11 protein-coding genes are annotated in these 12,269 nt (G+C 72.2%); 3 read left to right on the top strand and 8 right to left on the bottom strand.

The genetic code is table 11. From position 1 onward, the window contains the following. Positions 1 to 126: 126 nt before the first annotated feature. From FMEAI12_RS01430 to FMEAI12_RS01420, 3 genes are all read right to left on the bottom strand, one after another. Positions 127 to 1,068, bottom strand: coding sequence for an LLM class F420-dependent oxidoreductase (locus FMEAI12_RS01430; RefSeq protein ID WP_112104705.1), 942 nt, complete (start codon positions 1,066 to 1,068; stop codon positions 127 to 129). 480 nt (positions 1,069 to 1,548) lie between these two features. Further along, positions 1,549 to 2,103 (bottom strand): hypothetical protein, encoded by a 555-nt coding sequence (locus FMEAI12_RS01425; protein ID WP_235013584.1) that lies wholly within the window; start codon positions 2,101 to 2,103, stop codon positions 1,549 to 1,551. Between the two features lie 221 nt (positions 2,104 to 2,324). Then, a complete protein-coding gene (locus FMEAI12_RS01420) occupies positions 2,325 to 2,777 on the bottom strand; it encodes an N-acetyltransferase (RefSeq protein ID WP_112104704.1) in 453 nt (150 codons plus the stop codon). Positions 2,778 to 3,293: 516 nt separating this feature from the next. Between FMEAI12_RS01420 and FMEAI12_RS37640 the strand changes: the two genes are divergently transcribed. Both FMEAI12_RS37640 and FMEAI12_RS01410 read left to right on the top strand, forming a co-directional pair. Beyond that, on the top strand, positions 3,294 to 3,527 hold the full coding sequence (locus FMEAI12_RS37640; RefSeq protein WP_235013583.1) for a hypothetical protein: 234 nt from the start codon (positions 3,294 to 3,296) through the stop codon (positions 3,525 to 3,527). An 84-nt stretch (positions 3,528 to 3,611) separates the two neighbouring features. Beyond that, on the top strand, positions 3,612 to 4,454 hold the full coding sequence (locus FMEAI12_RS01410; protein WP_112104703.1) for an SMP-30/gluconolactonase/LRE family protein: 843 nt from the start codon (positions 3,612 to 3,614) through the stop codon (positions 4,452 to 4,454). Between the two features lie 41 nt (positions 4,455 to 4,495). Here the strand turns inward: FMEAI12_RS01410 and cbiE are convergent, their stop codons facing one another. The 4 genes from cbiE to FMEAI12_RS01390 all read right to left on the bottom strand — a co-directional run bounded on the left by cbiE (position 4,496) and on the right by FMEAI12_RS01390 (position 8,782). Further along, positions 4,496 to 5,848: a precorrin-6y C5,15-methyltransferase (decarboxylating) subunit CbiE gene (gene cbiE, locus FMEAI12_RS01405; protein ID WP_112104702.1), complete on the bottom strand. Its 1,353-nt coding sequence runs from the start codon at positions 5,846 to 5,848 to the stop codon at positions 4,496 to 4,498. Positions 5,849 to 5,913: 65 nt separating this feature from the next. Beyond that, complete coding sequence (locus FMEAI12_RS01400) at positions 5,914 to 7,257, bottom strand: EAL domain-containing protein (RefSeq protein ID WP_112104701.1); 1,344 nt, start codon at positions 7,255 to 7,257, stop codon at positions 5,914 to 5,916. A 120-nt stretch (positions 7,258 to 7,377) separates the two neighbouring features. Further along, positions 7,378 to 7,650, bottom strand: a complete 273-nt coding sequence (locus FMEAI12_RS01395; RefSeq protein ID WP_112104707.1) for a zf-TFIIB domain-containing protein — start codon at positions 7,648 to 7,650, stop codon at positions 7,378 to 7,380. Positions 7,651 to 7,741: 91 nt separating this feature from the next. Beyond that, positions 7,742 to 8,782, bottom strand: coding sequence for a phosphotransferase (locus FMEAI12_RS01390; protein WP_235013581.1), 1,041 nt, complete (start codon positions 8,780 to 8,782; stop codon positions 7,742 to 7,744). Between the two features lie 131 nt (positions 8,783 to 8,913). On the opposite strand from FMEAI12_RS01390, the gene pepN reads away from it, so the two are divergent. Then, positions 8,914 to 11,487: an aminopeptidase N gene (gene pepN / locus FMEAI12_RS01385; protein WP_112104700.1), complete on the top strand. Its 2,574-nt coding sequence runs from the start codon at positions 8,914 to 8,916 to the stop codon at positions 11,485 to 11,487. Here the strand turns inward: pepN and FMEAI12_RS01380 are convergent. After that, the coding region (locus FMEAI12_RS01380) for an enoyl-CoA hydratase/isomerase family protein (RefSeq protein WP_235013580.1) at positions 11,474 to 12,269 on the bottom strand (796 nt) is incomplete at its 5' end. The genes pepN and FMEAI12_RS01380 overlap by 14 nt on opposite strands.

Below are 12,269 nucleotides of genomic sequence, written 5' to 3'. Positions count from 1 at the left end.
TCGAACCGGGGCAGCAGCGGTTCCACCAGCTCCCACAGATCGTCCGGGACCAGCCGCAGAGCGAGGCTGCTCTCCATCACATCCATGATCAGATATGTACCCGGAGCCGCCACACAAGACACGCTCTTAGTCCGCGGCGAGCGCGGACGCGAGGTCCATCGGGTTGGGGCCGCCGTTCACGATCGAGAGGACCGGGGTGGTCACCCCGTGTTCGACGTACCGTCGCAGGCCGGCCCGGCACTGCTCGACCGTCCCGTGCACGATCAGCTCGTCCACGACCTCGTCCGGGATCGCGGCCAGGGCGGCCTTGCGATCGCCGGCCGCCCACGCGCTCCACATGCCCTCCAGCGCCGCCTGGCGGCCGAGCCACAGGTGGAACTCCCGGTACACCGGCACCGTCAGGTAGGCGGCGATCATCTTCCTGAGCAGAGGGCGGGCGGCTGCCGGGTCGTCGTGCACGTACACGAAGATCCGGGCGACCACCTCGGCGTCAGAGTTGTGTTCACGCACGTGCGGCAGGACGGTGTCGCAGTCGGCCGGCGAAAGCCAGTTAAGGATCACTCCGTCCGCCTCGCGACCGGCGAACTCGAGCATCCGAGGTCGCAGTGCGGCGACCATGATCTTCGGCGGGGCGGACGGTACGACGCCGAGCCGGAAGCCGCGGACCGTGAAGGACGGGAACTCCTCGCTGATCTTCTCGCCGGCGAAGGCCCGGCGCAGGAACCGGACGGTGTCCAGCATCCGCTGGTACGGGCGGCTGAACGGGATGGAGTTCCAGTTCGAAACGATCACATCCGACGACGTGCCGAGTCCGAGGACGAACCGGCCCGGCGCGGCGGCGGCCATTGTCGCCGCGGTCTGGGCGAGCAGCGCCGGGCCGCGGGTGTAGGCCGACACGATCGCGCTGCCGAGCCGCAGCCGTGGTTCGCCGGCGGCGAGCGCCAGCGGAACGATCCCGTCCGTCGTGGTTGCCTCGGACGACCAGACGTCGGTGTAGCCGGCGTCCGCCAGTCGCCCGCACAGTGCGGGCAGGTCCGTCAGGGGCGCATCGGCCAGCGGAATCGTCATCCCCCAGCGACCAGTTCCGGACGAGGCCGGATCCTGGCCGGTGACGGTCCCGGCTGGGGCGGGGCTGGCGCCTTGTCCGCCGGAGGGCGTCCTGCCCGCGCGGTCGCTTTCGTCGCTCTGATCACTCGTTGTCCGAGTCACCGGCGGAGTATCCCGCAGAACATTCGCATCTGACCCGGGCAGCCGTCGTATCCGGCCGTCATCCGCCGCGATCGACCCCGGCGCCTTCGAGTCGCGTCCCCGCGTACCGGCGGATACAGGATGTCGACCACTCCTGGCAGGTGGTGCTACATCCCGTGACGGGGGTGGCGCAGTACCCGACGTGCAGCGTGTCCGTCACCGCGGCCCCGCCTGGCCCAGGTGGCGATCCAGCTCGGCGTCCAGGGTCGCGCGGGCGGACAGGAGTCCTGGTGGCGCATGTGGCTGGAACAGCACGCCGTGGCTCCTGCCACCATCGCACGGGCACGGGCACGGGCATCTTTAGCGGCCCCTGGAGGTGTGTTCCGGGTCCGCCAACGCAAATAGGTCGAAGTCGCGGGGATCTGGGCCGAGAATATCTTCTGGCCCTTCGTCGAGGCTGCCCGGAAACCCCACGGACAGAAACACGATGACACCTTCGATCGACCGGGAAAAGCACAGCCGTGCCCCGAAGTAAACACGTTGACCGGGGTTGATCTCGTCGGCGTGCTCCAGCTTCCAGCCCGCCGCGGGCACGGCGCGGCGGTAGAAGTCCGTTACCTCGTCGACCGTGCCCGCGGAGTACAGGCGCGAGGCATACGGGATGTTGGTGCTGTCGGTGCAGCCGTAGCTGACGCCCTGATCCTGAAGCGTTACACCGGCGGGACGCAGCTCGAACTCGGCAAGATCGTTCAGCCTCGCGTCGAGGCTCCTGTCCTGGGCTGTGCATTCTCCCTCCGGCCAGCGATCGGGCAGCCAGCCGTTTTCGGACAGACGGGGGCTCGGGCGACTCTGCAATAGTCTCTCGCCGATGTCTGAACGTGGCCGGCGCGAGGCTACCATTTTGACCGCGTCCACGGTGGTTGTGTACTGCGCCGGGAAGTGCGGGCACCTGCTGGCTCCATCTGACGGAACCGTAACCGGGCAGTCGGAGAGGGGGCCACGCCCGCGACGCTACTGCGCCCCAAGCCTTCGGATCATGAAAATACCTGTGCCATGTGCGTCAGTGGCCCACCCGGGTGATCCTCTGGAAGCTCCAAAGTTGCGTGCGTCGGGGGAGTGGTGTGGATCTCGCGGCGTTATGTTGCGAGGCGGAGCGGGACGGCGAAGTGGTGTGCGGTGATGGTCATGCCGGTGTTGAGGTACAGCCGGTGCGCGTCGGCCCGGTCGAGTCCGACGCCGGAGTCCAGGTGTACCTGCGCGCACTCGAGCTGTCGCGCCTCGTCGAGGAGCCAGTCGAGTAGACGTCTGGCGTATCCCTGCCGTCGGGCGCTCGCGATCGTGGAAAGGTCGTCGACGTAGAGGAATCGGCCGGCGGACAGGGAGTGGCGGACTCGGAAGCCGGCGACGGCCGGCGCACTCGGCTGGCCCCGTTCGAACACGCCGACCAGCCGGTAGCCCTCCAGGCGTTGCACCTCGTCGACGATACGGACGAAGTCGGCCGTGCCCACCAGCGTGGGCCGTAGCTGGGAAAGTGCGGGGAACGCTGAGGCTGTCGCCGGCGACAGGATTTCACGGATCTGGCTGGTCACGTGGAAGGACGTTAATGCGGGAGGTCGGTGCCCGGGAGCAGGATTGTGGTAGTTCCTGCGCCAGTCGGAAATCGGCCAGTCAGGAACTCGCGCATCCCTGGGACAAGATAGTCAACGATGTTGACGGCCCCTCGTTCGCTGTCGATCTTTCAGGTCGAAAAGGGGACCCGGCTGTTCCACTGCTGAAACCGCCGTTGCCACCCCTGCGCATTCGCCCCGCCGGCAGGCCCTGCATCGCAGCGCGGCCGCGGCTCGGCGGATGAGCAGGGATTCCATCCGCCCCGCGTTCGGTGGATCCGTACGTCCTCGGCCGTAGCGCGGCGATCGTGATCTCCGGCGGGGTGCTGCTACTGTCACGTCGCATGATCGTCGATCCTGGTGTGGGTTCGACTCGCGACTGCGTCGTGCGTGCGCTCGTCGAGCTGATGGTGGGCACATGCCCGGACCGAGTGCTGAGTGTCGCGATCGACGGTCCGGACGCGGCCGGCAAGACGACGCGAGGCGGCGAGCGATGCGGTGCTCATCGTCGACGGTGTCTTCCTCCTCCGGGGCGAGCTGCGCGATTATCGGGATCTCAGCGTGTTCCTTCAGATCAGCCCTGTCGAATCGCTGCGCCGTGCGCTGCGCCGCGACGTCGCCCTGTTTGGTTCACCCGACGCGGTCCGTGAACGCTACGAGGCGCGCTACCTGCCCGGCCAGGCGCTTTACCAGGCTTCCGCCGCGCCCGGGGAACGCGCGTCGACGTGCTGATCGACTACGAGCGTCCAGAGGGGCCCCGCGTTCTGCGTTGGCCCGTGTGAGCAGCCGGCACCGTGCTGGCAGCAGAGGAGCACCGTGAACGAGATACGGACGTTGCTCACCGGGCGTGGCCTGGTCGAATCGCCGCGCTGGCATGGTGAGCGGTTGTACCTCTCGGACTGGTCGGCGGGCGAGATCGTCGCCGTCGATCTCGCCGGCGGAAGCGAGGTGGTCGCGCGGGTGAAGTCGCTGCCGCTGTGCACCGCCTGGCTGCCGGACGGCCGGCTGCTGATCGTCTCGTCCGCGGCCGGACTGCTGCTGCGGCGGGAGCCTGACGGGGCCCTCGTCACCCACGCCGACCTTGGTGGGGTCGGCTGGAACGACATCGTGGTGGACGGGCGAGGCAACGCCTACGTCAACCAGGTCGGTTTCGACCCGGTGGGCGGGGAGTCGTTCGGGCCCGGCTCCGTCGTTGTCGTCACGGTGGACGGCTCGGTGCGCCAGGTGGCCGACAACGTCGCCTTCCCCAACGGGATGGCGGTGACCTCCGACAACGCGACCCTGATCGTCGCGGACTCGTACCGCCACTGCCTGTTGGCCTTCGACATCGGCGCCGACGGCGGGCTGTCCAACCGCCGGGTCTGGGCCGACCTCGGCGTAGGTGCCCCGGACGGCATCTGCGTCGACGCGCAGAACGCGGTCTGGTACGCCGACGTGCCCAACCAACGGTGTGTGCGGGTCGCCGAGGGCGGCACGGTGCTGCGGACCGTCGAGCTGGACCGTGGCTGCTTCGCCTGCGCGCTCGGCGGTCCCGACGGGACGGAGCTGTTCATGGTGGCCGCCGAATGGCGGGGCATGACCGAAGCCGAGATGGTCTCCCCGGGCTCCGGGCAGGTGCTCGTCACCCAGGTCGACGTGCCAGGGGCGGGCTGGCCGTGACACAGCCCGCCGTGCGTCCGGGGCCCTACGGATATGGAGCCCTACTGATCGTGGGGACGGGTCGCCGCCCACTGGGTGACAGGCATCATCGGGCGCCAGCCGGCGAAGCCGCCGACGGGTGACGCACGGCTCACCGCCAGCCGGATGAGATCCCCGCCGTGCCGGGCGTGCCACTTCGCCAGGATGACCTCGGATTCGATGGTGACCGCGTTGGCGACCAGGCGGCCGCCGGGGCGCAGCGCCTCCCAGCTGCGGGTGATCGTGTCCGGCGCGGTCAGCCCGCCGCCGATGAACACCGCGTCGGGGACGCCGGTCTCGTCGGCCAGGTCGTCGAGGGCGGCGGGGGCGGTCGCCGCGACGACCCGCAGTGCCGGCACGCCGAGCGCCTCGGCGTTTCGGCCGATCATGCGGACGCGGTCGGCGTGGGGCTCGACGGCGACGGCCCGGCAGGCAGGGTGGGCCCGCATCCACTCGATGGAGATGCTGCCGCAGCCGGCGCCGACGTCCCACAGCAGCTCGCCGGGGGCCGGCGCCAGCCGGGCGAGGGTGACGGCGCGGATCTCCCGCTTGGTGAGCTGGCCGTCGTGCTCGAAGACGTCGTCGGGCAGCCCCGGGATTCGGGGGAGGTGGCGGGTCTCCGGCCCGGCGGTCAGCTCCAGCGCGACCAGGTTGAGGTCGGCGGTGGAGTCGGGGCCGGCGTCCGAGCTGTCGGCCGAGGTCGCGGCGCCCTCGTCGACGCGCGCCTCGGAGCGGGTCTCGGAGCGGGCGCCGCCGAGGGCGCTTGCCCGGGTGTCCCGGCGGCGTTCCGCCGAGCCGCCCAGGTGCTCGAAGATCGTGACCGTGCTCCCACCGAAGCCGCGGTCGGTGAGCAGCCGGCACAGTTGCGCGGGCGTCCGGCGGTCCGCGCTCAGGACGAGCAGCCGCCGGCCGGCGGTGAGCGCCGGGTGCACCGCGGCCAGGGGACGGGCGACCAGGCTGACGATCTCGGTCGTGTCCAGCGCCCAGCCCAGGCGGGCGCAGGCGAGGGAGACCGATGACGGATGGGGGAGCACCCGGACGCGGGCGGCGCCCAGCTCCCGGACGAGGGTTGTTCCCAGGCCGAAGAACATCGGGTCGCCGCTGGCCAGCGCGCAGACCCGCGTGCCGGCGTGCGCGTCGACCAGCTTCGCCAGTGCGGGCACCAGTGGCGACGGCCAGCGCACCTGGCGGGCGCGGACCGCGGCGGGGAGCAGGCCGAGCTGCCGTTCGGAGCCCATGATGACCTCGGCCCGTGACAGTTCGTCGCGGGCGGTCCGGGTGAGGCCGTCCCAGCCGTCGTCGCCGATGCCGACCACGGTGACCACCGGGCCGCCGGCCTCCTGGTGGGTGATGTCTGTGTTCCCGGGGTCAGCCATGAGATCGACCTGCCACGGACCGCACGGTAGCGGAGCCGGCGGTGACGTGTGCCCTCTGGCGTGGTCTACCCCGGCGGCCACGCGTTCCGGTAGCCAGCAAGCTCACGTTGTGTGAGTGTTCGGGTACCTGTCGGTGTCGGGATGGTCCGCGTGCCGCTCGTCCCAGGCGGTGGGCCGGACGCGAGCATGCCCGGGCGGGCCAGCAGGAAGCCCTGGACCTGATGGACCCCGGCCTCGCCGAGGACCTCCAGCTCCCTGGACGTCTCCACGCCCTCGGCGAGCACGGTCGCGCCGATGTCCTCCGCGAAACACACGAGCGCGGTGACCAGCGCCCGGCAGGCCGGGGCGTCCTCCCCGATCTTCCGGATGATGCTCTGGTCCATCTTGATGATGTCCGGCCTGAGCTGTAGCAGCTGGTGCAGGCCCGCGTAGCCGGCGCCCACGTCGTCGAGCGCGGCGCGCACCCCGCGGCCGCGCAGGGCGTCGAGCGCGAGCATGACCGTCGGGTAGTCGTCGATGCGGCTGTGTTCGGTCACCTCGATGATCACCCGCTCCGGCGGGATGGTGGCGAGCAGGTCGATCAGCGCGCCCGACACGATGGCGGCCGGTGACGCGTTCACGGACAGCGGCAGCCCGGCGGGCAGCCATGGCAGCGCCGCGAGCGCGTTGCGGATCGCCGCGACCTCCAGCTCGACGCCCAGCCCGACGGACGCCGCGTCGGTGAACCACCGCTGCGGGGACGACTCGTCCGAGCCGGCGGTGCCGGTGCCGGGGCAGCGGGAGAGGGCCTCCACACCGGCGATGTCGAGCGTCGCCCGGTCGTAGATCGGCTGGAAGACCATCGCCGGCCCGCCGTCGTCGATCAGCTGGCTGATCCGGCGCCAGACGCGGTCCCGCTCGCGCCAGTCGCCACGGTGGTCGGAGACGCAGTTCGACAGCGCGTCGGCGATCAGAGCCAGGAACGACGCGTCGCGGTCGCGCAGCGCCGGGTCCGGGTTGTGGCTCATGCACGCCAGCGAGCCGTACACGGAGCCGTCGGGCAGCAGCACCGGGGCCACGACATAGCTGCCGATGCCGACCCGTCGGGCCAGCGCCGGGTCCGCGGTGCGCCCGTCCCGCCCGGCGTAGCGGACGACCTGCGGCAGACGTCCCTCGAGTGCGGCCCGCGTCCGCTCGTAGCTGGCGGTCGTGCCCACGGCGATGCCGAACGACTCGATGTCGCCGTCATAGTGCTCGACGACCAGGACGTCGGCCACCCGGCGGGTGATGACGGCCAGCTCCATCCCGAGCCGGTGCCGGGCGACCGACATCAGCCCGGCCACGACCGCGCCGCACTGCTCGGTGTGGAGCGGGTCGACCGTCGGCGAGCCGGCGGACAGGTCGCGCGGATACCGGGCCGTCGCGGGCATTGCTGCCTCCCTGGGCCGCCTTACGGGAGTCCCTGGAGGCGATACCCGCTGGTGGCGGGAGGTAGGCGTCCGCGTTCAGCCGCCGGCCGTCGTGGGGAGACCGTCAGTCGGGGGAGACCGTCAGGAGGAGAACAACATCCGGGTGAGGCGGCCGTGGCCGTACCCGTGGCCGTGGCCGTGGCCGTGCGAGCCCCAGGCCGGCGGGGCGTAGTGGCCGCCGGGCGCCATCGGCGGAGGCGGCTGCGCCGGCTGCGCCCACTGCGACTCCAGGCGGGTGAGCGCCTCGAGCTCGCCGTAGTCGAGGAAGATCCCGCGGCAGTTGTCGCACTGCTCGATCTGGACGCCGTTGCGGTTGTAGGTCCGCATGGATCCGTGACACTTCGGACACACCATGGTCTGGTAACTCACGGCAGCAGCCTACCGGGCGGGTCGTGTCGGTCCGTACTTTTCGCGGCTGTCAGTGTCCTGACCACGTTCGTGGCTGTCAGTGTCCCGACCACATCCGGCGGGCGCAGGCCACGAAAGCGTCGGCGCCCTCGTCGAACGGGGTGCCGTCAGTGGCGAGGTCGGTGACGGCACCGGCCGCGTACTGCACGGCCACCGCCCGCGCCGGGCCGTCCAGGGCCTCCCACGGATCGCCGTCGGGGCCCGCCGCCGGGCCGCCGGCCTCCCGGTAGGCGCCGAGGAAGGTTCCCCAGACCTCGGCGGGCAGGATGCCCGCGGCGAACCAGGCCGCCGGACGGGCCAGATCCCAGGCGGGATCCCCCCAGCCCAGGTCATCGACGTCCACGATGCGCCATCCGGCGTCCGCGGCGCTGGCCGGAGCGGAGGCCACCCGGACGACCTGGCCGAGATGCCAGTCGCCGTGGATGAGGGCCGGCGCCGTACCCGGGCGGGCCGGCGTCCGCCCGAGCCAGGACGGCAGCGTCGGGTAGGCCCGCCGGACTTCGTCCGCCAGCCGCTCGATCTCGCGCACCGACGCGCCCGAGGCGGCGCCAGCCCGGGTGGCGCGGGCCACGGCGGCTTCCATGCGGTCCAGCGAGCGCCGCAGGCGGGTACAGACGCCGGCCGCCGGGACGTGCGCCGGGGCGAGCGCGGTCAGGTCCGTGGCGTGCAGGCGGGCGAGCAGCGCGGCGGCCGCCGTCCATGGCGCGTCCTCGACGCGGGCCTCCACCTCGTCGACGCGCAGCGCCCTCCCGGCCGGCCAGGCGCTGACGAGACGGCCGCCGACCGGGGCGAGCAGGCCGCCGTGGCCGCCCCGGATGCGCAGGGGAGACAGCAGTATGTCGCCGAGCCGTGGATCAGCGGCCAGCCGCAGCCGCGCGAGCAGCGGCTGGAGCTCCTCCTCGGCCATGTGTGTCTTGACGACGAGATCACCGTGCCGGACGACCAGCCGGCCCTTGCGGTCGGTGAGCACCTCGCCTCCGGGGCGGGTGAGTTCGTCGAGCGTGACCTGGGCGGGGGACGTCCCGCGCGGAGGCCGGTGCCCGGGGGCGTCGTCGCGCTGGGCGGCGCTGCTCGTCATTGGTCCGATTTTGCCGGTGTGGTCCTGAGCGGCGCGGCCCTGGGCCGGTTCCGGACGGGACGGGTGCGGTCGAGGGCGCGCGCGGAACCCGACAGGCGCGGTGGGGCGGGCCGGGCACTACCGTCGGGCAGATGCAACCGCTGAGCCAAGCCGAGGCCGTGGCCCGAGCCGCGCTCGTCCAGGTCCACTCGTACCACGTCGACCTGGACCTGACCGGGACCTCGTCCGGCCCGCGGTTCACCTCGACCACCACGGTCTCGTTCTCGTGCCGGCAACCCGGCGCGGCCACGTTCGCCGAGCTCAAGGCGATCGGGGTCGAGCTTGCCCGGCTCAACGGGCGCGACCTCGGCCCGGGTGCCGTCGCCGGGGGCCGGCTCGCGCTGCCCGACCTGCTCGCCGACAACACCCTCGAGGTGCGGGCGACCATGGAGTGCACGAACACCGGTGAGGGGCTGCACCGGTTCACCGACGCCGAGGACGGCGAGGTCTACCTCTACGCGCAGTCCTTCCTCGACGACGCCGCGCGGATCTTCGCCTGCTTCGACCAGCCCGACCTCAAGGCGCCGCTGAGCCTGGCGGTGACCTCCCCGCCGTCCTGGGAGGTGCGGGGGAACGGCGCCGGCACCCGGGTCGGCCCGGGGCGCTGGGAGTTCGCGCCCACCGCCCCTCTGTCTACCTATGTGGTCTCTCTCGTCGCCGGGCCGTACCAGGTGTGGAGCGGGACCCACGACGGGGTGGCGCTGGGGCTGGTGTGTCGGCGGTCGCTCGCGCCGTACCTGGACGCCCAGGCGGCCGAGATCTTCGAGATCACCACCGGCTGCCTCGACCACTACCACGAGCTTTTCGGCATCCGGTACCCGTTCGGGAAGTACGACCAGGCGTTCGTGCCCGAGTTCAACATGGGCGCGATGGAGAACCCGGGCCTGGTCGTCTTCCGCGACGAACTGGTGTTCCGCTCCGCGGTCACCGAGGCCGAGCGCGAGCGGCGCGCCGTCGTGATCGCCCACGAGATGGCGCACATGTGGTTCGGCGACCTCGTGACCATGCGCTGGTGGGACGACCTGTGGCTCAACGAGTCGTTCGCCGAGTACCTGGGCACCCGGGTGACGGCCGCGGCGACCCGCTTCACCGACGCCTGGACGAGCTTCGCGGTGGGCCGCAAGAGCTGGGGCTACGCGGCCGACCAGCGGCCGTCCACCCACCCGGTGGCCCCCGACGACGTCGCCGACACCGCACGGGCGCTGCTCAACTTCGACGGGATCTCCTACGCGAAGGGCGCCTCCGCGCTGCGTCAGCTCGTCGAATGGGTGGGCGACGACGCGTTCCTGGCCGGGCTGCGGGCCTACTTCACCGCGCACGCCTTCGGCAACGCCACCCTGGACAACCTGCTGACGGCGCTGGCGCGGGCCAGTGGGAAGGACCTCACGGCGTGGTCCGCGGCGTGGCTGCGCCGCGCGCAGGTCGACACGCTGCGTCCCGAAGTGATCCTCGACGACAGCGGTGCCTACGTCTCCGTCGAGATCACGCGGACCGCCCCGGCGGACCATCCCGCCGAGCGACCGCACCGCGTCGGCATCGGCGTGTACGACAGCGACCCGGACAACGCCCCGGACGGCGCTCCCGGCCCGGTGACGCTCGTGCGACGTGTCCTCGTCGATCTTCCGTCGTCGCCGGCCGGCGGGCGCACGCCGGTGCCCGAGCTCGCCGGCACCCGTCCCGGCCGGCTGCTGCTGCTCAACGACGGGGACCTCACGTACGCCAAGATCAGATTCGTCGCGGGGGAGCTGCCCGGCCTCGGCGCCGTCCTGGCTGAGCTGGGCGACCCGCTCGCCCGCGCTGTCGTGTGGGCGGCCGTCGCGGACGCCACCCGGGACGCCGAATGGCCCGCGGCAGACTACCTGGCGCTCGCCGCGCGGGCGCTGCCCGCCGAACGCTCGGTCGCCGTCTTCGAGGACGCGCTGCGCTTCGCCGCCGCGACCGTCGTCGACGTCTTCCTGCCCGAACGGGACCAACCCGCCGCCCGTGCCGCGCTCGCCGGCGCCTGCCGCCGCGTCATCGCGGGTGCCGCCGGGACGTCCGGCCTGCTGCTGGCGGCGGCCCGCGGCCTGGTGCGGTGCGCGGGGACGTCCGAGGTGGACGAGCTGCGCGGCTGGCTCACCGGCCGTGGCGTCCCCGACGGCCTCGTCGTCGACCCGGACCTGCGCTGGCTGGTGCTCGACCGGCTGGTCGTCCTGGACGCCGCCGGGGAGGCCGAGATCGCCGCCGAGCTGGACCGCGACCGCAGCACCCGGGCCGCCGAGCATGCCGCGCGGAGCAGGGCGGCGATCGGCGAGCCGGCGGCCAAGGCCCGGGCGTGGCAGGCCGTCACCGAGGACCGCGCCACCTCGGTACGGCTGGTGGCGGCGACGGCCCAGGGCTTCTGGCGACCGGAGCAGGCCGAGCTCACCGCCGGCTACGTCGACCGGTACTTCGCCGACATGCCCACGCTGGCGTCGGCCCGCTCCCCGCATGCCGTCCGGCAGGTGGCCGCCGCCGCCTTTCCCCGTTACGCGGTCGAGGCCTGGACGCTTGCCGCGGCTCAGGAGATGTTGAGCCGCGGCGACGTCGGCCAGGTGCTCTCCCGCGTGGTCGTCGACGCCGCCGACGACCTGCGCCGGGCCCTCACCGCCCGCGAGCTGCACCTGCGGGTGATCAGCGCCCCGTGAAGTCGGGGGTCCGCCGCTCGGTGAACGCTGCCCGTGCCTCGGCGTAGTCCTCGGTGGACTGCACGATCGCCATGTGCGAGGCGATCATGTCGAGGCTGGCGCGCAGGTCCATGGTCTGCGACTGGTAGACGGTCTTCTTGATCATGGCGGCGGAGATGGGGGACATGCCGGCGAGCCGCCCGGCGAACGCGTAGGTCGCGTCGAGGAGCTCGTCGTCCTCGTAGACCCGGTTCACCATGCCGATCCGCTCGGCCTCGACGCCGTCCACCGTGTCGCCGGTCAGCAGCAGTTCCAGCGCCTTGGCCGGTCCGACCAGGCGGGGAAGCAGGTAGCACCCGCCATCGCCGGGAACCAGGCCGATCTTGATGTAGCCCTCGGCCAGTCGCGCCGAGCGCCCCGCGAACCGCAGGTCGCACATCAGCGCCATGTCGAGCCCGGCGCCGACGGCCACCCCGCTGATCGCCGCGATGAGCGGCTTCTCCAGGTCGAGGACGGCGCGGGCCACCTTGTGGACGCCCTCGGTGAGCATCCGCCGGCGCGCGATCGGTGTGGGCTCGATGCCGCCCAGCACCGCCAGGTCGATCCCCGAGCAGAAGGCGCCGCCGGCGCCGGTCACGACGACGACCCGCACCCGGGGGTCGGCGGCCGCGGACCGCAGCGCCTCCGCCCAACGGTCGATCATGGTCAGGGTGAACGCGTTCTTCACCTGCGGCCGGTTGAGGGTGATCGTCGCGATGGCGCCGTCCACCGTGTAGATCAGCTCGTCGGCGTCAGGGCGGGCC

Source organism: Parafrankia sp. Ea1.12 (assembly GCF_900465275.1).
Taxonomy (GTDB): domain Bacteria; phylum Actinomycetota; class Actinomycetes; order Frankiales; family Frankiaceae; genus Parafrankia; species Parafrankia soli.
This window is presented reverse-complemented; position numbering and strand designations above follow the sequence as displayed.